The organism is Micromonospora sp. NPDC050200, from assembly GCF_040656135.1.
Classification (GTDB): Bacteria; Actinomycetota; Actinomycetes; order Mycobacteriales; family Micromonosporaceae; genus Micromonospora.
The window spans coordinates 1-22,898 of record NZ_JBFALG010000083.1 but is presented as its reverse complement, the minus strand read 5'-3'; the positions used below and the strand labels follow the sequence as shown (position 1 = coordinate 22,898).

Sequence of the window (22,898 nt, the reverse complement as noted above, 5' to 3'; positions counted from 1 at the left end):
TAAATGTAAATGGGCTAAATGCCCCAATTAAAAGGCACAGACTGGCAAATTGGATAAAGAGTCAAGACCCCCGCTCCGGCGTCGCCGCCCGCTCCGCGAGCCGCCGCTGGCGCTCCTGCGCGCCGATCAGGTCGTCGGGCAGCGAGTCCGGCACCTCGATGTCGAAGCGGCGCAGCATCCGGATCGCGAAACCGCCCAGCGTGATCAGGACGAGGGCCAGCCCGAAGCAGACGTACGCGAAACCGATGCCGCGGCCCGCGCCGGTGCCGATCACCGCGCCCACCGACCCGGCCAGCGACCCGCCCGGGGCGAGCATCGGCTCGAAGAGGCTGGTCGCCGCCGGGGCGAGCAGCGCGAAACCGATCGGCAGGGTCGACCAGGAGATGGTCTGGTTGAGGCTGAACACCCGGCCGTGGAAGCGCTGCGGCACCTTGACCTGCACGATGGTCGCGTAGATCGACTGCGCGGTGGTCATCGCCATGGCCAGCCAGAAGATGCCGACGCAGACCATCGTCATGGAGGCGTCCAGGCCGACCAGGACGCAGCCGACCGCGGTGCCGAGGTTGCCGACGAGCACGCCGACCATGCGCCGGTGCCGGGGCCCGCCCCACAGCGACATCAGCACGCCGCCGGCCACCGCGCCACAGGCCTCGGCCAGGGCCACCTGCGCCACCTGGGTGGCGGTGCCGAAGGAGAGCACCAGCGGCGTGGTGAGCACCAGCGCCGGGGCCAGGAAGATGTTGCCCAGGGCGAAGTAGCCGAGCATCAACCGGAACCCGCGGTGCTGCCACGAGTAGCGCAGCCCGTTGGCGATCGCCACCAGCAGCCGCTCCCGGGGTCGCCAGCCGAGCAGGTCGGGGAAGCGCACCACGGCCAGGGTCAGCACCGCCACCAGGTAGCTCGCCACGTCGATGAGCAGGATGCCCTTGAGTTCGATGGCGGCGAGCAGACCGGCGGCGAAGACGGGCATCAGCAGCATCGCGAAGCCGCTGGAGAGCTGGGTGATGCCCATCGCGTGCCCGAGGTAGCGCTTCGGCACCAGCTGCGGCACCGCCGACTGGAAGGCGATCCGCTGGAACGAGCCCGCGACCTGGCTCAACGCCACCAGGGCGTAGATGTGCCAGAGGACCAGGTTTTCGGTCCAGAGCAGCGCGGCGAGCACCAGCTGGATCGACCCGGCGGTGCAGCTGGCGATCATCATGATCTTGCGACGGCTGACCCGGTCGGTGACCGCGCCGGCCACCGGCAGCATCAGCACGCCGCAGATCAGTGCCAACGCCCAGAGCAGGCCGAGGTCGGCCACCGACCCGGTCCGGGTGAACAACCAGATCGGCAGCGCGAACGCGGTCAGCGCGGAGCCGGTGGTGGAGACCAGCTGCCCGACGGTGACCGCGACGAACCGGGTCATGCTCGGCTTCACCACGGTCTTCTCCGGCCGGTCGGGCTGGCCGGCGCGCTGGTGCGCGGCGACCGCCCAGCCGGCCTCCGCTCCCCGGGCCTGCGGCGTGAGGGCGGAGACGTCCCCGGCGGCCACCGCCGGGTGGACCCGGGTGACGATCTCCGCCAGCTCCTCGGCGCGGTACTTGAGGAAGAAGTGCCCGGCCTGGTCGAGGACCACCAGGCCGACGGTGTCGCTGAGGAACTGCCATTCGGCGTACCGCTCGGCGTGGTAGTCGGTCACCGGGTCCTCCGAACCGACCACCGAGATGATCGGCGCGCGCAGCTTCGCCGCGCCCCGGTCGAGCAGGCCGGTGAAGTACTCCTCGGAGGCCCGCGAGTCGGCCCGCATGTTGCTGATGATCCGGTCCGCCTGCTCCGGGTCCAGCTCGTCGGTGTCCACCCCCATCGACTTCAGCCAGCTGGCGTAGTGCCGGTTGCTGCGCAGCTGTTCGAGCCGGTTGCGCACGGTGGCGAAGAGACCCCGGGGGCGGGCGAACGGGAACATCGCGCCGATGTAGACCGCCGCCAGGTCACGGCCGGCGGCCTCCACCTTGCGGGCCACCTCGGCGACGATCGCGCTGCCCACGCCGCAGTGGCCGTACAGGGCGATCGGGCCGTCGACGCGTTCCAGGATCTCCTCGGCGACCCGGCTGGTCAGCTCCTCGAACGGCAGGCCGTCCTCGCTGAGCCCGACGTCGTGCCCGGGGATGGCCAGCGACCACAGCGCGTGGCCCTCGGGCAGCGCGTCGGCCAGCGGCTGGTAGACGATGGCGCTGCCGCCGCCGTACGGGACGCAGACGTGGCTGAGCACCCGCTTCGCCGCCGGGACGGGTCTGGTCAGCTCGTAGAGCAGCCGGCGCGGCCCGTCGGCGCCGTCGCCGCCGCCGCCGGACATGAACGCGGCCAGCTCGCGGATCGTCCGCTGCTGGAACAGGTCCATCACGCCGACGGCGCGCCCGCCGTGCTCCGCCTTGCGGATCTTCGCCACCACCTGGGTGGCGAGCATGGAGTGCCCGCCCAGGTCGAAGAAGTCGTCGTCGATGCCGAGCGTGGCCACGCCGAGCACCTCCGACCAGATGCCGGCGAGCAGCCGCTCGATGTCGTCACGCGGCTCGACCAGCGCGACCGACGCCTCCCGGGTGACCACCGGGGCGGGCAGCGCCTTGCGGTCCAGCTTGCCGTTTGGGGTCAGCGGCAGGGCGTCCAGGGTGACGAACGCCGCCGGCACCATGTACTCGGGCAGGGTCTCCTTCAGCGCCGCCCGGAGCGCGGCGTGCTCAGCCGCCCCGACCAGGTAGGCGGTGAGCCGCTTGTCGCCCGGGGTGTCCTCGCGGACCACCACCGCCGCCTCGGTCACCTCCGGCTGCTCGCGCAGCGCGCTCTCGATCTCGCCCAGCTCGATCCGCAGGCCGCGCAGCTTCACCTGGTGGTCGATCCGGCCCAGGAACTCGATCACCCCGGCTGGCCGCCCGGCCCCGTCGGCCGCCGGGCCGGTCGCCGTCGCGGACGCTTCGGCACCGACGGGTACGGCCCCCGGGGCGAGCACCCAGCGGGCCAGGTCGCCGGTGCGGTAGAGCCGGGCGCCCGGCTCGCCGGAGAACGGGTCCGGCACGAACCGCTCGGCGGTGAGCGCGGGTCGGCGGTGGTAGCCGCGGGCCAGCCCGACCCCGCCGATGTGCAGCTCGCCGGCCACCCCGACCGGGCAGGGGTTGCCGCGCGTGTCCAGCACGTGCAGCCGCAGGTTGGCGATCGGGCCGCCGATCGGCACGCTGGTCAGGCCCGGCAGCAGCGCCGGGTCGCAGTGCCAGGCGCTGACGTCGATGGCCGCCTCGGTCGGGCCGTACAGGTTGTGCAGCTCGCACCCGGGCAGCCGGGCGGTGAAGTCGACCGCGGTGGCCAGCGGCAGCTCCTCGCCCGAGCAGATCACCCGGCGCAGCCCGGTCGCCGCTTCGACGCCGTCCTCGGCGAGGAAGACGGTCAACATCGACGGCACGAAGTGGGCGGTGGTGACCCGCTCGGCGACCAGCAGGTCGCGGAGGTAGCCGGCGTCCTTGTGGCCGCCGGGCCTGGCCAGCACCAGCCGGGCGCCCACACGCAGCGGCCAGAAGAACTCCCAGACCGAGACGTCGAAGCTGGCCGGCGTCTTCTGCAGCACCGCGTCGTCGGCGCCGAGCCGGTAGGTCTGCTGCATCCAGTCCAGCCGGTTGACGATGCCCCGGTGGGTGTTCGGCACCCCCTTCGGGCGGCCGGTCGAGCCGGAGGTGTAGATGACGTACGCCAGGTGCTCCGGGCCGGCCGCCGGCGTCGGGTCGTCGGCGGGCTGGCCGGCCCAGACGCCCGCGTCGTCCAGGGCGAGCACGGTGGCCCCGGTGGCCGGCAGCACGTCGCGCAGATGTTCCTGCACCAGCACCACCGGCGCGGCGGCGTCGTCGACCATGAAGGCCAGCCGGTCCGCCGGGTACTCCGGGTCCAGCGGCAGGTACGCGCCGCCGGCCTTGAGCACCCCCAGCAGGCCGGTGACCAACTCCACCGACCGCTCGGCGCAGACCCCGACCAGGGTCTCCGGGCCCACCCCGGCGGCACGGAGCCGGTGCGCGACCCGGTTGGCCGCGGCGTTCAGCTCGGCGTACGTCGCCGACCGGCCGTCGATGGTGAGCGCGACCGCGTCCGGGGTGCGGGCGGCCCGCTCCTCGATCGGCCCGTGCAGCGTCTGGGTGGCCGGGAAGTCGGCGGCGGTGTCGTTCCAGCTCGCCAGCAGCGCCCGCTCGGCCGGGGCGAGCAGGTCCAGCGCGGAGACCGGAGTGTCCGGGGCGGCGACGACCGCCGCCAGCAGGGTGGTCCACCGCCGCGCCATCCGCTCGACGGTGTCCCGGGTGAACAGGTCGGTGTTGAAGACCAGCTTGCCCCAGATGCCGTCGGCCACCTCGACGGCGTGCAGCTCGAAGTCGAACCGGGTGGCCCGCAGCTCCATCGGCGTCCAGCGGAAGCTCACCGCGTCGGCGTCGGAGACCCCGGAGAAGCGGCCCATCTCGTAGTTCTGCAGCACGAACATGGCCTGGAACACCGGTGACCGGCTGACGTCACGCGGCAGCCCCAGCTCGTGCACCACCTTCGCGAACGGCACCTCGGCGTGCTCGAAACCGTCCAGCACGGCCCGCCGGGTGCGCTCCAGCAGCTCGGTGAAGGTCGGGTCGCCGGCCAGTTCGGCGCGCATCGGCAGCATGTTGATGAACATGCCGACCAGGTTCTCCAGCTCCGGGGCCGACCGGCCGGCGACCGAGGCGCCGACGGCGAAGTCCTCCTGCCCGGCGTGCCGCGACAGCAGCACCTGGTACGCGGCGAGCAGGGTCATGAACAGGGTCCCGCCGGAGGCGCGGGTGAGCGCGGCGAGCCCGTCGGTGACCGCCCGGTCCACCTGGAACTCGACGAAGTCGCCCCGGTAGGTCTGGGTGGCCGGGCGGGGCCGGTCCAGCGGCAGTTCCAGCGGGGTGATCCCGGCCAGCCGCCGTTTCCACCAGTCGAGGTGCCCCCGGGCCTGCGGCCCGTCCAGCTCGCGGGCCTCCCAGGCGGCGAAGTCGCCGTACTGCACCGGCAGGGCGGGCGGCTCGCCGCCCCGGTAGCGGGTGATCAGGTCCCGCAGCAGCACGTCGACCGACCAGCCGTCGCCGACGATGTGGTGCTTGCCGAGGAAGAGCACGTGGTCGTCGGCGGCCAGCCGGATCAGCAGGGCGCGCAGCAGCGGCCCCGCCGCCAGGTCGAACGGCTCGGCCGCGGCGGCGTCCACCAGCGCCTGCGCGGCCTCCTCGTCCGGGGCGTCCACGATGGTCAGCGGCACCTCGACGGTGTCGGCGACGACGACCGTGGGGCGGCCGTCGGCGTCCGCCGGGAAGCGGGTACGCAGCGACTCGTGCCGGGCGGTCAGCCCCGCCAGCGCGGCGCGCAGCGCCGCCAGGTCCAACGGGCCGCGCACCCGCAGCGGCACCGCGATGTGGTACGCCGCCTCGCCGGGGGCGAGCTGGTCCATGAACCAGACCCGCTCCTGGGCGTACGACAGCGGCACCTCGGCGCCCTCGGGGCGGGGGGTGATCCGGGCGGTGGGCGTGGCCTGCCGCCGGCGCAGCCGCTGGGCGATCAGCGCCGCCCGGGCGGCATCGCGGGCGGGATCCTTCAGGTCCGTCATGAGGGGGTGTCCTTCTCCGCCGCCAGCAGCGCGGCGACCTCGGTCTCGGAGAGCTCGTCCAGCTCGGCGGCGATCCGCTGCTCGATCTGGGCGGCCAGGTCGGCGACCACGGGGCTGCTGAACAGCGCCCGCATCGGCAGGTCGACGTCCACCTCGGCGCGGATCCGGGCCATCGCCCGCATGCCGCGCAGCGAGTTGCCGCCGAGGGCGAAGAAGTCGTCCAGCGCGCCGACCTTCTCCACCTGGAGGATCGCGGCGTACACCTCGGCCACCAGGGCCTCGGCGTCGGTGCGCGGCGGGACGTAGTCGTCCGGCGCCGGGGCGGCCGGCGGAGCCGGCAGCGCGGCCCGGTCCAGCTTGCCGTTCGGGGTCAGCGGCAGCGCGTCGAGCCGGACGAACGCCGCCGGCACCAGGTGGGCCGGCAGCTCCCGGGCCAGCTCGGCGGCGAGAGTGGCCTCGTCGGCTTCGCCGACCAGGTAGCCGACCAGGGCCGGCTCCCCCGAGTCGGTGCGCACCGCCACCGCCGCCTCGCGGACCTGCGGGTGGGCCAGCATCGCCGACTCGATCTCGCCCAGCTCGATCCGCATGCCGCGCACCTTGACCTGGTCGTCGCGGCGGCCCAGGTAGTCCAGCGTGCCGTCGACCCGCCAGCGGGCCAAATCGCCGGTGCGGTACATCCGCTGCCCCGGCGGGCCGTACGGGCAGGGCAGGAAGCGCTCGGCGGTGCGGCCGGGCCGGCGCAGGTAGCCCCGGGCCAGCTGGTCCCCGGCGACGTACAGCTCGCCGACCACGCCCGGCGGCACCGGCTGGAGCGCGGCGTCGAGCAGGTACACCCGCGCGCCGGCGGTGGGACGGCCGATCGGCACCGGGCCGGCGCCGAGCGGCTGGCCGGGCGCGATCCGGGCGGCGACGCAGCCGACGGTCGCCTCGGTCGGGCCGTACTCGTTGACGACCGCCACGTCCGGGTGCGCGGCCCGCCAGTTCTCCAGCTGCTCGCCGGTGAGCGCCTCGCCGCCGATCACCAGGTCGGTGGTGGGCGACAGCGCGGCGTCGAGCAGCGGCAGGTGGCTCGGGGTGACCTTGAGGAAGCTCGGCCGGCCGCCGACCCGGGCGTGCGGGGAGTCGATCCCGGCCAGCCGCACGGTGCCGCCGGCGGTGAGCGGACCGAGCAGGCCGGTGACGGTGAGGTCGAAGGAGACCGGCGAGTGCAGCAGCGCGGTGCCGGCCAGCCCCGGGTAGGCGTCCCGGGCCCAGGCCAGGTACGCGGCGACCGCCCGGTGCTCGACCACCACACCCTTCGGCCGGCCGGTGGAGCCGGAGGTGTAGAGCACGTACGCCGGGTGATCGGGGCGCAGCGGGGCGGCCCGGTCGGCGTCGGTCAGGTCCGTGTCGGCCTGGTCGGCGCCGACCTCCCCGTCGAGCACCACCGCGCCGGCGGGCACCAGCGCGGCGGTCTCCGGCAGGGCCAGCACCAGCGCCGGCTCCGCGTCGGAGAGCAGGTACGCGATCCGCCCGGCCGGGTAGCCGGTGTCCACCGGGACGTACGCGGCGCCGGACTTGAGCACGGCGAGGACGGCGACCAGCAGCTCGGGCGAGCGGGGCAGGGCGAGCGCCACCCGGCTCTCCGGGGCGGCGCCCCGGGCCACCAGCACCCGGGCGAGCCGGTTGGCGGCGGCGTTCAGTTCGGCGTACGTGAGCGAGACGCCCTCGCAGACCAGGGCGACGGCCTCCGGGGTGGCGGCGGCCTGCCGCTGCACCCGCTCGACCACGGAGCTGAACGCCGGGGCGGTGTCCTCGCCGTTCCAGGTCCGCAGAACGAGGTCCCGCTCGGTGTCGTCGAGCAGCGGCAGCGCGGAGACCGGCTGCCCCGGGTCGTCGACGGCGGCGGTGAGCAGCCGCACGTAGCGGGCGACCACGGCCTCGGCGGTGGCCCGGTCGAACAGGTCGGTGCGGTAGACCAGACGGCTCTCGCCGGTGGTGACGTCGAAGGCGAGGTCGTCCTTGGTGGTGCCCAGCTCCACCGGGTCCAGCCCGGAGTCGGGGATGAAGTTCAGCGCGGTCTGGAAGATCGGCTGCACGGACGGGTCGCGGTGCGGGGCGACCGCCTCGACGATCCGCTGGAACGGGGTCCGGCCGTGCTCCATCGCGTCCACCAGTCCGGCGCGGACCCGGCCGAGCAGCGCGGCGAAGCTGGGGTCGCCACCGACGTCGCAGCGCAGCGCGACCGGGTTGACGAACATGCCGATCAGCGGAGTCAGCTCGGCGGTGTCCCGGCCGGCGGTGGAGACGCCGACCACCACGTCGGTGTCGCCGGAGATCCGCGACAGCAGGGCGGCGAACCCGGCCAGCAGCACCATGTACGGGGTGGCCGCCGACCCGGCGGCGAGCCGGCCGACCCGGTCGAGCAGCCCGTCGGGCAGGGCGAAGCGCACCTCGTCGCCGGCGAAGCCGAGCTGGGCCGGGCGGGGACGGTCCAGCGGCAGGCCGGTGACCGGCGGCGCCCCGGCCAGGTGGCCGGTCCAGAAGGCCAGCTGCCGGTCCAGCTCCGCGCCGGTGAGCTGGCCGCGCTGCCAGACCGCGAAGTCGGCGTACTGGATGGGCAGCTCGGGCACGGCGGCCGGCGCGCCGGTCAGCGCGGCCTGGCTGAACGCGGCCAGTTCGGCCACCAGGAGCACCGCCGAGTGGCTGTCGAAGACGGCGTGGTGCACCACGAACAACAGCGTCCAGGCGTCGTCGAGGCGGACCAGCCGGGCCCGCCACAGCGGCGGGGCGTCCAGCGGGACGGGGGTGCGGGCCAGTTCGGTGCGCAGCGCGGCGTACCGGGTGGCGCGCTCGGCCTCCGGCAGGTCGCGCAGGTCGTCAGCGGGCAGCCGCACCGGCTCGTGCTCCCGCACCACCTGGACCAGGGTGTCGTCGTCCATCCTCAGGTGGGTACGGAGCGCCTCGTGCCGGGCGACGACCCGGCCGACGATCTCGCCGGCGGTGTCCGCGTCGATGCCGACCGGGAAACGCCACGGGGCGGAGACGTTGTAGACCGGCGAGGCGGTGTCCAGCTGGTTGGCCATCCACACCCGCTCCTGCGCGAAGGAGGCCGGGAAGGTCCACTCCCGGGTCACGAGGAGACCTCCCGTACGGAGCGGGGGCGCATGTCGGTCCAGACGGTGTCCACGTGGGACAGGCACTCCTCGCGGGTGCCGGCGAAGCCGGCGTCGTGCCATCCGGCGGGCAGGTCGCGATCGGCCGACCAGATCGAGTACTGCTCCTCGTCGTTGCGGACGACCAGGAATCGGGATTCGGCCATCAGTGCTCTCCAGCGCTCTCGGGGGTGTGCGGTTCGGCCATCGCCACGGCGATCCGGCGCGGCCCGGTGAAGGGCTCGCGGCCGTGCGCGGCGGTCATGTTGTCGACCACCAGCACGTCGTCGCGTCGGTAGTCGAAGCGGACGCTGGCGGCCCGGTAGGCGGCCCGCAGGTGGTCCACCACGTCGGCGGGGATCTCGCCCCCGTCGCCGTAGTAGGTGTTCGCCGGCAGCCCGTCGGCGCCGAACATGTCCAGCAGCCCCTCCTGGTAGTCCTTCGGGAGGGTGCTCACGTGGAAGAAGGTGGCGTGGTTGAACCAGCGCGGGGCCTCCGAACCGGGCCGGTGGTGCACCACGTCGCGCACCGCCCGGGTCCGCAGCCCGTCCGCGCCGACCCACTCCAGCCGGATCCGGTTCGCCGCCGCGTACGCCTCGACCTCGGCGCGGTCCTCGGTGTCGAACACGTCCTGCCAGCGGGTGCCGAAGTCGGCGTGGAAGTTGCGCACCAGCATCCAGCGACGCCGGACGAACTCCTCGCGAACCGCCGGGTCGATCTCGTCGTACACCCGGCGGACGTCGGCGAGCGGGGTGGCGCCGAGAGTGTCCGGCGGGCTGATGCAGTAGAAGAACAGCGTCAGCGGCCAGCGCGCCTGGTACGAGTTCTCGTTGTGCAGGAAGATCTCCTCGTCCGGCGGGTAGTCGGTCGAGGTGTAGACCCGCCCCTTGATGGCGTGCCGGGGCGAGGACCGCTCCGTGTAGGTCAAAGGCTCGCCGGAGAACTCCCGCACCACCCGGTCGAAGCCGTCCACCCCGCCGACGTCGAAGCCGCGGAACAGCAGCCCGCCGTGTTCGGTGAGGGTGGCGCGCAGTTCCGCCCGCCGCCGGTCGATGACCTCGGTCAGTGGTGTGCCGTCGCTCTCGACGACCACCGGCAGGGTGGCGATCGTGTCGCTCATTGCTCTGTCACTCCTGTTTCTCGACGCTCAGTCGCGGGGCAGCCGCGGGATGGCGGGGATGGTGTCCGGGGCGGGTTCGTCGGCGGGCGCGGCGGTGGCGCGCAGTTCCTCGATCCGGGCGGCCAGGCCGGCGACCGTCGGGGTCTCGAAGAGGCTGCGCATGGGCAGTCGCACTCCCGTCGCCTTGCGCATCGCGGCGATCAACTGCACCGCGACCAGGGAGTTGCCGCCGAGGGCGAAGAAGTCGTCGTCCACGCCGACCTCGGCGACCCCCAGCCCGTCCCGCCAGACCTGGGCGATGGTGATCTCCAACTCGGTACGCGGCGCGGCGGAGCCACCGCCGGTGGCGGCCGGGGTGCTGACGGCCGGGTCGTCCGCGGTCTCCAGGCTCCCGGTGGTCACCCGGGAGGCGCGGCGGCGGATGTCGTCGACGGCCCGGGTGGTGATCACGACCTGGGCGCCGAGCCCGGCGCTGAGGCTGCGCCGGAACGCCTCGGCCCCGTCGACCGGCCGGATGTCCTCGGTCGGGGTGCCCGACGCCGGGGCTGCCTCCTGCGACGGGGCGCCGGCGGTGGCCAGCCCACCGGTCACCGCGCCCTGGTCGACCCGGCGCAGCACGAAGTCGCTGATCGCGACGAGCTCCCGGCCGTCGGCGTCCACCAGCGACAGGTCCGCGGCGACCACCTCGTCAGTGGCGCTGTCCCGGTGCCGCAGGTGGCTGTCGAACCGCGCCGGCAGGACGCCGCGCACCACGATCCGCCCGTACGACAGCGGCAGGTAGGTGCCGCTGCCCTGGCCCCGGCCGAACGCGGTGGCCACGTCCAGCAGCGCCGGGTGCAGCCCCCAGGAGGACAGGTCGCCGACCGCCTCGGCGGGTGCGGCGATCCGGGCCAGCTCCTCCCCTTCGCCCAGGTGGTGCTCGGCCAGCGCGGCCCAGCGCGGCCCGAAGCTGAGCATGCTGGTGCGCCCCCGGCCGAACGAGGCGTCGTCGTCCACCCGCCGACCGGTAACGGCCGGGACCCGGGCCGGCGGGGCCGGCTCGTCGGTCCAGCCGGCCCCGCCACGCACGTGGGTGCGCAGCTGACCGGCGGCGAGGCTGCGCACCGCGAAGTCCACGCCGTCCTCGGCCGGGGTCAGCTCGACCCGGTACTGGGCGACCGTGCCGTCCGGCACCGAGAACGGCTCCAGGAAGACCACGTCGCGCAGCTCCACCGCCGTGTCCCCGGCCGGGGCGGGCAGCGCGGCGGCCACCGCCGCCCGGACCGACTCCAGGTGGGCGGTGCCGGGCACCACCGGCACGCCGCCGATGCGGTGCTCGTCGAGCAGCCAGTGGGTGCCGGCCGAGACCAGGCCGTGCAGCACGACGCCGTCCGGGGCAGTCACCTTCGTGGTGAGCACCGGGTGGTCCAGCGGGCTGGTGACGGTGTCCCGCCCGGCGGCCCGGAAGCCGGCCGGCGCGTCCGTCTCCACCGCCATGCCCACCTCGGCCCAGCCGCCCCAGTTCTGCGACACCACCGGGGCCCGGAAGCCCGTGCCGGCCCGGGCGTACGCGTCGAGGAAGCTGTTCGCCGCGCAGTAGTCGACCTGGCCGAAGCCGCCGACCACCGCGGTGATCGAGGAGCAGAGCACCACGAAGTCCAGCGGCAGGTCGCCGAAGACCCCGGCCAGGGCGAGGGTGCCGGCGACCTTCGGCGCGAGCACCCGTTCCGCCTCGGCCCGCTCCTTGATCTCTGCCATGCCACCGCCGGGCAGGCCGGCGGCGTGCACGATGCCGTCGATCCCGCCGAACTCGGCCTCGGCCGCCGCGCGGACCCGGCGCAGGTCGGCCGGGTCGGTGACGTCGGCGGCGAGCACCAGCACCGACGCGCCGGCCGCCTCCATCCGGCGGATCGCCGCGATCGCCCGGCCCGTGCGGTCCGCGCCGCCGTGCACCGCCAGGTGGTCGTCCCACTCCGTGCGCGGCGGCAGGCCGGAGCGGGCGAGCAGCACCAGCTTCGCCTTCGCCCGCCGGGCGAAGTCCTCGGCCAGGGTGACGCCGATGCCGCCCAGGCCGCCGGTGATCACGTACCGGCCGCCCTCGCGCAGCGCGCCCGGCTCGCCCTCGGCGTCGACGGTGACCTGCTCGTAGCCGGTCACCCAGCGGCGCGGGCCGCGCAGCGCCAGCTCGGCGCGCTCCGGGTCGACCGGCCGGCGCAGCTCGGCGACGAGCGCGTCCACGTCGGACGTCGCCGGATCGGCGTCGACCAGCCGGACGGTCAGCCCGGGCAGCTCGGCCGGGAGCACCCGGGCCAGCCCGGCGAGGGTGGCGTGCTCGGGACGGACCAGATCGGCGCCGGTCACGTCCCCGATGCCCGCGGTGACCAGGTCGAGGGCGCGGGCCCGCTCGTCGGCGGCCAGCCCGGCCCCGGCGAGCGCCTGCACCAGGTGCAGCGCGCTGAAGAAGCCCCGGTCCTGGGCGGCCCAGGCGGCGGCGACGTCGGTGCCGGCCGGGTCGCCGTCGAGGGCGAAGGCGTGCACCAGCCGCTCCGGCGGGTCGGCGGCGAGCGCGGCCACCAGGGCGTCGTGGTCCTCGCGGGCGCCGGGGCGCAGCCGGTACCCGTCGTCGACGGCCTCGAAGCGCTCGCCGGCGCGTACCACGATCGGCGCGGCGCCCGCGGCCCGCAGCGCCGCGACCAGCGCGTCGCCACGCGGACCGTCGACGAGGACCAGGCAGCGGCCCAGCGGCCCGGTCCGCGGCTCGGCGGCGGCCTGCCGCCAGACCGGCACGGCGAACCACTCCGGCAGCGAGCGCGGTCCGCGCTCCACCGGCGCGGCGGCCTGCTCCACCGGATCCGGGTCCACCCAGTAGCGGCGGCGCTCGAACGGGTACGTGGGCAGTGGCACCCGGCGGGCGGCGGGGTCGGCGTCGAGCCGCACGCCGATGCCGGCGCACCAGAGCGCGCCGGCGCTGGTGAACAGGGTGGCCAGGTCGCCGGCGTGCTCGCCCGGGCCGGGCAGGCTGGCCAGCGGGGTCAGCGCCCGCTGGGCCGGGGCGGCCTTGGCGACCTGCATCCGGGCCAGGTTGGCCAGCTGCCGGCCGGGGCCGCACTCCAGCAGCGCCCAGGTGCCCTCGGCGAGCAGGGCGGCCACGCAGGCGCCGAAGCGCACCGGCTGGCGCAGGTGCGCGGCCCAGTACGCCGGGTCGGTGGCCTGCTCCCCGGTGATCCAGGTGCCGGTGACGTTGGACAGGAACGGGATGGCCGGCGGACGCAGCGGCACCGCCGCCATCAGCGCGGTGAACTCGGCCAGGATCGGTTCCATCATCGGCGAGTGGAAGGCGTGCGAGGTGCGCAGCGCCTTGCTCTTGCCCTTGATCGTCTCGCCGAACGCGGCGACCGCGTCGCTCTCGCCGGCCACCACGCAGGTGCCCGGGCCGTTGACGGTGGCGATGGCCAGCCCCTCGGGGAGGCGCTGCGCGACCACCGACTCGTCCAGCGCGACGGCCAGCATCGAGCCGGACGGCAGGGACTGCATCAGCCGGCCCCGCGCGGCGACCACCCGCAGCGCGTCCGGCAGGCTCAGCACCCCGGCGACGGTGGCGGCGACGTACTCGCCGATGGAGTGGCCGATCATCGCGGCCGGCCGCACCCCGGCCCGCCGCCATGCCGTGGCGAGGGCGTACTCGACGACGAAGAGGGCCGGCTGGGTGTAGCGGGTCTCGGTGAGCTTCTCCCCCGCCTCCGGGTCCCGGCCGAGAATCAGGTCGCGGATGTCCAGCCCCAGCTCGGGGCGGAGCAGCTCGGCGCACTCGTCCACGGTGGCGGCGAAGGCGGGCTCCTCGCCGTAGAGCTGCCCGCCCATCCCGGCGTACTGGGAACCCTGACCGGAGAAGAGGAAGCAGACGGTTGGTGCTGGACGGTCGGTCAGACCGCGGTGTCCGCGACGCGGATCACGGAGGGCAGCCGCCGCGGAAGTCAGGTCGGTGGCGACGACCGCGCGTCGGTGCGGGTACTCCTGCCGGCCCACCCGCAGGGTGTGCGCCACGTCGGCGAGCAGCTGCGGCCCGCCGTCGGTGGCGCCCTCCAGGTGCTCGGCGAGCCGCGCCACGGCGGTGTCCAGGGCGGTGGCGGTCTTCGCCGACACGTGCAGCAGCTGCGCCGGGCGGACCTTCCGGTCGGTCCGGTACGCCGCCGGCGCCTCCTGGAGCACCACGTGGGCGTTGGTGCCGCCGATGCCGAAGGAGCTGACCCCGGCCCGGCGCGGCCCGCCGTCGGTGTCCCACTTGGTGAGCGTGTTCGCCACGTAGAACGGGGTGTCGGCGAAGTCGATCGCCGGGTTGGCGGTCTCGTAGTTGATGCTCGGCGGGATCAGTCCGTGCTCCATCGCCAGCACCGTCTTGATCACGCTGACGATGCCGGAGGGCTGGCTGAGGTGGCCGATGTTGGACTTCACCGAGCCGATGCCGCACCAGCCCCGGTCGTCGGTGTCCCGGGTGTAGACGGCGGAGAGGGCGGCCACCTCGATCGGGTCGCCCATCGCGGTGCCGGTGCCGTGCGCCTCGACGTAGCTGATGCTGCGCGGCTCGACGCCGGCCATCCCGACGGCCTGGGCGATCGCCTCCATCTGCCCGTCGATGCTCGGGGCGGTGAAGCCGACCTTGCCCGCGCCGTCGTTGTTGATGGCGTTGCCGAGCACTACCGCGCGGATCGCGTCGCCGTCGGCGATCGCGTCGGAGAGGCGCTTGAGCAGGGTGACCCCGACGCCGCTGCCCCAGACCGTGCCGTTGGCCGTGGCGTCGAACGGCCGGCACCGGCCGTCCGGCGAGGTGAAGCCGTCCATGCCGAGGTAGCCGACGTGCGGCAGCTCGATGTTGACGCCGCCGGCGAGCGCCATGTCGCACTCGCCGTTGCGCAGCGCCTCGCAGGCCAGGTGGAACGCGACCAGCGAGGTGGAGCAGGCGGTGTGCACGGTCAGGCTCGGCCCGCGCAGGTCCAGCCGGTACGACACGTTGGTGGCCACGTAGTTCGGCGAGTTGCCGGTGGCGAGGGAGACGACGCCGTGCGGGTTGCCGCCGACCCGCTTGTTGCGGATGACGTACCGGTGCAGGTAGGTGTTGCCGCCGGTGCCGGCGTACACGCCGACCGCGCCGTCGTAGCGGGCCGGGTCGTACCCGGCGTCCTGCAACGCGGTGTGGCAGCTCTCCAGGAACAGCCGGTGCTGCGGGTCGGTGATCTCCGCCTCCCGGGCGGTCATCCCGAACAGTTCGGCGTCGAACTCGTCGTACCCGTCGACCAGCGGCGCCCGGCTGACCCACCCCGGGTCGTCGACCTCCTCCACGGTGGCGCCCCGGGCCAGCTGCTCCTCCCGGGTCAGCTCGGTGACCGACTCGACGCCGTCGACCAGGTTGCGCCAGAACTCCCGGACGTCGGCCGCGCCGGGCAGCCGGGCGGCGAGCCCGACGATCGCGATCGGCTCGATGCCGTCGTCGGCGGAAAGGTCGGGTGCCATCGGGTTGTCCATCTGCGTGTCCTTCATTGCGCGGTGCCGCCGGGGCGGCGGGGCGGGTTGCGGCGGGTGCGGCTGCGCCGGGCGGCGGCCCGCAGCGCGGCGCGGGCGAGTTCCGGCCGGTCGGCGGCGCCGTCGAGGCTGGCGGCGAGCGCCCGGATGGTGGGGTGGCGGAACAGGTCGAGCATGGTGATCGAGCGGCCGGTGGCGGCGGTGAGCCGGGCGTGCACCGCGGCCAGGGCGAGCGAGTGGCCGCCGATGTCGAAGAAGTTGTCGGAGACCCCGACCCGGTCGGTGTCCAGCACCTCCCGCCAGATGCCGGCGATCAGCCCCTCGGTGTCGGTCAACCCGTCCGGGCCGGCCGGCACGGGGGTACGGGGAGCCTCGGCGGCCGCCACGGTCATCGCGCCGAGCTGCGGCGTCCGTACGGTGGGCCGGGGCAGCGCGGCGGCGACCGCGTCGGCCGGCGCGTCCGGATCGGCGGCGAGCGCCCCGACCAGCTCGGCCAGGTCGGCCAGGAGCGCGTCGATCCGGTCGGCGTCGAACAGGTCCGGGTTGTGGACCACCTCCACGCCGAACCGGCCGTCCCGCTCGACCACGTAGACGGTGATGTCGAAAGGCGAGCCGGGCTTCGGCACCGGGACCGGCGTGCCGGTCAGCCCGGTCAGCGCCAGCCGGGGCGGGGCGAAGTTGAGCACGTTGAACAGCACCTGCACCAGGGGCGCGCGGGAGGTGTCCCGGCCGACGCCGAGGGCCTCGACGACGCGTTCCAGCGGCGCCCCCGGGTGGGCGGTGACCTCGTGCAGCTCGGCGGCGCACCGGTCGACCAGCTCGGCGAAGCTGGCCCCGCCGGTACGCAGCCGCACCGGCACGGTGTCGATGAAGAAGCCCACCACGTCGTCGAAGGCGGCCAGCCGGCGGTCGGCGACGATCGCCCCGACGACGTGGTCGTCGCCGCCGGTGAGCCGGCGCAGCAGCTCGCCGAAGCCGGCCAGCAGCACCGCGGCGGCCGTGGTGCCGCGCCGTGCGGCCAGAGTGCGGACCGCCCGGTCGGCAGGCTCCGAGAAGCGCACCGCAGACTCGGCGCCGGCGTAGGTCTGCACCGCCGGGCGGGGCCGGTCACGGGGCAGCTCCAGCACGGTGGGCACGCCGCGCAGGTGCTCGGCCCACCAGGCCAGGTCCGCCGCGCCCCGGCGGCGGTCCCGCTCGGCCCGCCAGACCGCGTAGTCGGCGTACGTGGCGGCCGGTGGTGGCAGCGTCGGGGTGGCCCCGGTGACGGCCCGGACGTACGCGGCGGCGAGGTCGTCGTAGAGGACCGCCTCGGACCAGCCGTCGAAGACCGCGTGGTGCATGGTCATCGCCAGCACGTGCTCGTCGGCGCCGAGCCGGTAGACGGCCACCTGCCAGGGCGGCCCGGTGGCCAGGTCGAAGGCGTGCGCGGCGCCGGCGGCGAGCATCCCGGCCAGTTCCGCCTCGGCGTCGACGCTCCCGGTCAGGTCGACCACCGGCACGGCCACGTCGGTGGGCTCCTCGCAGACCGCGTACGGCACCCCGGCCGTCTGCGGGATCCGCCAGCGCAGCACGTCGTGCCGCTCGGCGACGGCCCGCAGCGCCGCCCCGAGCGCGGCGGTGTCCAGCGGGCCGCGCAGCCGGTGCGCGACGGCGATGTTGTACGGGGCGCTGGAGGGGGCGAGCTGGTCGACGAACCAGAGCCGGCGCTGCGGCGGGGACAGGGTGGGCGGGTTGCCGGTGCTCAGCCCCTCGGCGTCTGCCGGGGCGGCGGCACGCAGCCGGGCGACCAGGCCGCCCAGGGTGCGCCCGGCGAGCACGTCCCGGGTGTCGACGTGCCGGCCCAGCTCGGCGCGGAGCGCGGCGACCAGGCGCATCGCGGCGATGGAGTTGCCGCCGGCGGCGAGGAAGTCGGTGTCCGGGCCGGGAGCCGCGCCGAGCAGCCGGGCCCAGATCCGGGTCACCGCCCGCGTCACCGGGTCGGCCGGGCCGGCCGGGCCGGCCGGCTCCTCGGCGGTGGGCCCGGCGGTCAGCGCGGCCACCGCCAGGGCACGCAGCGCCGGCCGGTCCAGCTTGCCGGTGACCGGGCTGACCGGCAGGTCGTCGCGGCGCAGCAGGCGGGCCGGCAGCATCGCGGCGGTCAGCCGCGGCCGGGCGTACGCCCGGACCGCCTCGTCGTCCGGCGCGCCGGCCGGGGTGAGGACCGCGACCAGCTCGGTGCCGGCCGGCCCGGGCACCGCCTCGACGGCGACCCGGTCGACGCCGGGGGCGGCGGCCAGCACGGCCTCGACCTCGCCCAGCTCGATGCGCTGGCCCCGGATCTTCACCTGCCGGTCGGTGCGCCCGAGGTAGACGATCCGCCCGTCGGCCGCCTGGCGGACCAGGTCGCCGGTGCGGTACAGCCGCTCGCCGGGCAGGCCGGAGAACGGGTCGGGGACGAACCTTTCGGCGGTCAGCCCGGGCCGGTCCAGGTAGCCGTCGGCCAGGCCGGGGCCACCGATCAGCAGCTCGCCGGACTCCCCCGGCGGCACCGCGCGCAGCTCGGCGTCCACCACGTACGCCCGGTGGTTGGGCAGCGGCAGGCCGATCGGCATTGGGTCGCTCTCGTCGCCGGTCAGCTCGCCGGTGACCGCGAGCACGGTGGTCTCGGTCGGGCCGTAGCCGTTGAGGAAGCGCCGCCCCGGTGCCCAGCGGGCGGCCAGCTCGGCGGGGACCGCCTCCCCGCCGCAGAGCACGGTCCGCCAGCCCGGCACGTCGGCCGGATCCAGCATGGACAGCACGGTCGGGGTGATGAAGCCCCAGTTCACCTCGTGCGCGGCGATGAACCGGGCCAGCCGGGCCGGGTCGGCCCGGTCCTCGGCGCCGAGCAGCTGCACCGCGCCGCCGAGCAGCAGCGGCAGAAAGACGTCCATGGTGGCCGCGTCGAAGCCGAGCGAGGCGATGCCGAGGCTGCGCACCCCCGCGTCGGCGCCGCTGACCGCCGCGCAGCCGGTGACGAACTCGACCACGTTGCGGTGGGTGGTCAGCACCCCCTTGGGGCGGCCGGTGGAGCCGGAGGTGAACAGCACGTACGCCGGGTCACCGGGCCGGGCCGGGCCGGGCGCCAGCGGAGCCGGGCCGGCGGACTCCACCACCTCGACGCCCGGCAGGTCGGCGAGCCCGGCCGCCGCGTCGCCCACCACCAGCGACACCCCGGCGTCGGCGACGATCTCGCGCAGCCGCTCGCGGGGGCCGTCCGGCTCCAACGGCACGTAGCAGCCGCCGGCGAGGAGCACCCCGAGGACGTCGACGACCAGCCGGGGCCGGCGCCGCCCGCAGACCCCGACCCGGGTCTGCCGGCCCACGCCCCGGGCCCGCAGCGCGGCGGCCACCCCGGCCGCCCGGCCGACCAGCTCCCGGTAGGTGATCCGGTCGTCCCACTGGCGGACCGCGACCGCGTCCGGGCAGCGCGTGGCCCGGGCGGTGATCAGGTCGGCCAGCGTCCCGTCCGGCCAGGGCAGCTGTTCCCCCGCGACGGCGCTGATGGACAGGATGTCGGTCACCCGTGCTCTCCCCGGTAGGTGGCTGGATCGGTGATCTGCAGGCGCAGCTCGCTGACGTAGCCGCGCCCGGCGGCATCGGGCACCCAGGCCTGCGCCGGCGTGGGCAGCAGCTCGGTGACCACCACCGTCACGTCGGGGCCGGTCTTCGCGGCGGCGTCGACCATGGCGCACAGCGACTGGGCGTACAGCGGTCCGGTGAGGTCCACGTAGCAGGGCTTGACCTCGGTGCCGACCTTGACGAACACCCGCTCGGGCAGGTCGAGCGCCGCCCGGAGGCGGCGCACCGCGAGATAGCGCGCGGTCTCGTCGCCGTGCCCGGCCAGCCCGCTGCCCGCCACGGTGGTCCGCCAGGTGCGCCGGGCCACCACCAGCCGGTCGATGGTGATCCTGGGCGTGTGCGGGGCCGGGTCGAGCAGCTTGAAGGTGTCCACCAGCAGCGAGCCGAGCACGTTGGCGAAGATCTCCATCACCGGCCAGCGGGACCCGTCGGGGAAGAGTGCGGTCAGCCCGTCGCCGTCGCGTACCACGGTCACGGCGGTGGCCGGGACCAGCCGCTCGACGTCGCCGCCCCGGGCGGTGTCGATGCCGAGCTGGCGGTCCGCGGGGCCGGTAAGGGCGTACGTGGTGCGGGTGGTCTGCCGGGGCCAGCTCTCCGGGTAGAGCACCCGGATCCGGGCCGGCCCCAGGTCGGCGTCGAGCGCGGCCCGCAGCGCCGCCGGGTCGGGGTGGAACGGGGTGAGCACCGCGCTGTCGTAGGCGACGGTGGCCGGGTGCAGCTCGCCGAGCACGAGCAGGAACTCGCCCCGGCCGATCGCCTCGGCGGATTCGGCGCTGACCTGGAGGTCGGGGTTGTGGATCCGGGCGGACGGCCAGCCGGGCCGCTCGGCGGCGAACAGCGCGCGGGCCGGACCGGCCAGGTCCTCGGCGCGCAGCCGCAGCTCGGCGCAGCCCGTCGGCAGGTGCCGCAGCCCGAGCAGCTGCGCCCACCGGTCGGTGAAGGCCACCCCGGCGCGGGCGATCGGGCCGTCCGGGGCGACCAGCATCCCCTGGGCCAGCGACCAGATGTCGGCCAGCCGTACCGGACCGTCGGCGGCGAGCTCGTCGTGCAGGTCGGCGAGGATCTCGGCGCAGCCGGCGCCGATCTCGGCGGTCAGCCAGCGGGCCGCCTGGAGCACCACGGCGAGCGGGGCGGCCAGCGCGTCGAGCACGGTGGCGCCGACGGTGACGTCGAGGTCGCGGGCGCTCTCCTCGTAGCAGACGGTGCGCCCGGCGTACATCTGGCCGCTCTGCCGGGTGGCGGGGCGGCCGGTGACCGCGGTGAACTCGGCGTTGAGCGCGGCCAGCGCGGCGCCGAGCCGGTCCGGGTCGCCGGCGGCGGCCGCGACCGCGTCCCGGGCGGCGCGGAGCCGGTCGAAGTCGGCGGCCACCGCCGCCCGCACCGCCGGGTCGCCGATCGCCGCGATCCGCTCGCCCAGCACCCGTTCGGCGTCCGGGCTGTTCGGCAGGTTCGCGTCCCAGGTCAGCTGGCCGCGGTCGACGAAGCGGTCCAGCAGCAGGAAGACGTCGTCCACGGCGCGGGCGTCGCCGTCGGCACGGGCCCGCTCGGCCAGCTCGACCGCCGCGGTGCGCCCGTCGCAGGATGCCAGCAGCCGGGCCTGGACCGCCGACAGCGGGATCGGCGGGTGCAGCGGCCAGCGCAGCTGGCCGCCCTCCACGGTCAGGTGCGGTTGCCGCGCGGGCGCCCACCAGCGGCGCACCGCCAGGTCGTCGGCGAGCCGGTCGGCGTACGCGATCAGGGCCCAGGCCTCGAACCCCACCTGCCGGCGGGTGACCAGCCCGGGGCCGGGAGCCAACCGGGTACGCGGGTCGTCCGGGTCGAGGGTGCCCCAGCAGACCGGGCCGAAGAAGCCGATCGTCTCGGCCTTGCCGCAGTAGCGCTGCCAGTAGCGCAGCAGGCTCAGCTCGCGCTTGCGGCGGCGCACGTTGCGCACCGCCGGGTCGGTGCGCAGCAGCCCGTCCAATGCGATCAGCATGTCCGGGTTCTGCCAGGTGACCGCCTCGCGCAGCAGCGGGTCGGCGGCCAGTTCCCCGGCCACCGCCGAGGACTCCGCGAACGCCTCGCGCAGCGCCTTGTCGACGACCTCCCGGACGCCCTCCCCGGCGAGCAGCGCGTCGGCGGCGGTGGCCGCGTCGGGCGCGGCGAAGCCGTCCAGCCCGGCGGCGGGGAAGCCGGCGGTGCGCAGCACCACGTCACGCCAGACCGACCAGCCGGTGTCGCCGAGGGGGATGCGATGGCTCATCGGCGCGGCTCCCCGGTCGTGTCGACGATGTGCAGCCGCAGCTCGCTGAGGTACCGCCGGCCGGCCGCGTCGGGGACCCAGGCGTCGCCGGGGCCGGGCAGCATCTCGCCCACCACCAGCGGTACGCCCTCGCCGTGGGTCATGGTCGCCGAGCGGACCATCGCGCAGAGCATGTTGGCGTACGCGGGGCTGGTCAGGTCCACGAAGCAGGGCTTGGTCTCGCTGCCGAGCTTGACGTAGACCTGTTCGGGCAGGCCGAGGCGGGCCCGCCAGCGGCGTACCGCGAGGAAGCGGTGGCGTTCCCCGGTGGCCGGCCCCAGCCCGCTCTCCCCGGCGGTGGTCCGCCAGGTCCGCCGGGCCACCACCAGCCGGTCCAGGGTGATCCGGGGCGTGTACGGGGCGGCGGCGACCAGCTTGAACCCGTCCACCGCGTGCGCGCTGAGCAGCTCGGCGAAGACTTCGGTCAGCGACCAGCGCTGCCCGCCGGGGCCGGTGGCGACCAGCCGGTCACCGTCGGCGGTGACGACGAGGTCCACCGTGGGCAGCACCCGCGCCGGATCGGCGCCGGGCGCCGGGTGGAACGCCAACTGCCGGTCGGTCGGGGCGGCCAGCGCCTCGGCGACCCGGCTGGTCCGGCGGGGCCAGTCGGCCGGGTAGAGCAGTCGCAGCCGCCGCCCGCCGACGTCGGCGGCCAGCGCGGCCCGCAGCCGCTCGCCGTCCGGGTGGCCGCTGACCAGCGGGGCGGTGTCGAAGGACGCCCAGGCGGCGTGCAGCTCGCCGAGCACCACGGTGTAGTCGCCGCGGCCCAGCGCGGCGCTGTCCGTGGCGCAGATCTGCAGGTCCGGGCTGTGCAGCCGGGCCAGCGGCCAGTCCGAGGGGCCGGGCGACGGGAAGGCGGCGTCGACCCGGTCGGCCAGGTCGGCGACCGCGATGGTCACCTCGGTGACGCCGTCGGGCAGGGTGGCCAGCCCGAACAGCCCGGCCCAGCGGGCGGCGAACTCGGCGGCGATGCGGTCCACCGGCCGCTCCCCGTCGCCCCAGAACAGCCCCTGGGCCAGGAACCACAGGTCGGCCAGGGACACCGGCGCGTCGCCGGCGCGCAGGTCGTCGTACAGCTCGCGGAAGACCGCCGTGTACGCCTCCTCCAGCGCGCCGACCAGCCACCGGGCGGCGCGCAGCAGCACGTCGAGCGGGGCGGCGATCCCGTCCAGCAGCGGCCGGCCGAAGGTCACGTCGAGGTCCCGGCTGGTGTCCTCGTAGCAGAGGGTCCGGCCGGCGTACATCTGACCCTCGCGGCGCTGCGCGGCCTGCCCGGTCAGCTCGGTGAAGGTGGCGTCGAGCGTGTCCAGGGCGGTCCGCAGCCGCCACGGGTCACCGGCGGCCGCGGCGACCGCGTCCCGGGCGGCGACGAGCCGGTCCAGCCCCGCCCGGGCGGCGGTCCGGACGGGCTCGTCGCCGATGGCGTCGATCCGCTCGGTCAGCACCCGCTCGGCGTCCGGGCTGACCGGCAGGGCGCCGTCCCAGCTGACCAGCTCCCGCTCGACCAGCCGGTCGAGCAGCGCGTACCCGTCCTCGGGGCGGCGCAGCCCGGCGGCCGGGTCGGCGACCAGCTCGCGGGCGGGGCGGCCGTCGGCGGCGGCGAGCAGGGCGGCCTCCACCGGGGTGAGGGTCACCGGCGGGCGGCCGGGC

General features: G+C 75.5%; 8 protein-coding genes. All 8 read right to left on the bottom strand.

Translation table 11 applies throughout. The features are described 5' to 3' along the window. Positions 1-61: 61 nt before the first annotated feature. The gene (locus AB0I41_RS31700; RefSeq protein ID WP_357114384.1) at positions 62-5,620 is read right to left on the bottom strand and encodes an amino acid adenylation domain-containing protein; all 5,559 of its coding nucleotides are present in this window, start codon (positions 5,618-5,620) and stop codon (positions 62-64) included. Then, the gene (locus AB0I41_RS31695; protein WP_357114381.1) at positions 5,617-8,736 is read right to left on the bottom strand and encodes an amino acid adenylation domain-containing protein; all 3,120 of its coding nucleotides are present in this window, start codon (positions 8,734-8,736) and stop codon (positions 5,617-5,619) included. Before AB0I41_RS31695 ends, AB0I41_RS31700 begins: the two co-directional genes overlap by 4 nt. Then, complete coding sequence (locus AB0I41_RS31690) at positions 8,733-8,921, bottom strand: MbtH family NRPS accessory protein (RefSeq protein WP_357114379.1); 189 nt, start codon at positions 8,919-8,921, stop codon at positions 8,733-8,735. Before AB0I41_RS31690 ends, AB0I41_RS31695 begins: the two co-directional genes overlap by 4 nt. Continuing rightward, positions 8,921-9,874: a TauD/TfdA family dioxygenase gene (locus AB0I41_RS31685; protein ID WP_357114377.1), complete on the bottom strand. Its 954-nt coding sequence runs from the start codon at positions 9,872-9,874 to the stop codon at positions 8,921-8,923. Before AB0I41_RS31685 ends, AB0I41_RS31690 begins: the two co-directional genes overlap by 1 nt. A 27-nt stretch (positions 9,875-9,901) precedes the next feature. Further along, the gene (locus AB0I41_RS31680; RefSeq protein ID WP_357114375.1) at positions 9,902-15,373 is read right to left on the bottom strand and encodes an SDR family NAD(P)-dependent oxidoreductase; all 5,472 of its coding nucleotides are present in this window, start codon (positions 15,371-15,373) and stop codon (positions 9,902-9,904) included. An 11-nt stretch (positions 15,374-15,384) separates the two neighbouring features. Then, on the bottom strand, positions 15,385-18,909 hold the full coding sequence (locus AB0I41_RS31675; protein ID WP_357114373.1) for an amino acid adenylation domain-containing protein: 3,525 nt from the start codon (positions 18,907-18,909) through the stop codon (positions 15,385-15,387). Continuing rightward, entirely contained in the window at positions 18,906-21,209 is a 2,304-nt protein-coding gene (locus tag AB0I41_RS31670; protein WP_357114371.1) for a lantibiotic dehydratase, read from the bottom strand. Before AB0I41_RS31670 ends, AB0I41_RS31675 begins: the two co-directional genes overlap by 4 nt. Continuing rightward, positions 21,206-22,898, bottom strand: a 1,693-nt coding sequence (locus tag AB0I41_RS31665; RefSeq protein WP_357114369.1) for a lantibiotic dehydratase, incomplete at its 5' end; no start/stop codon positions are given. The genes AB0I41_RS31670 and AB0I41_RS31665, both read right to left, overlap by 4 nt.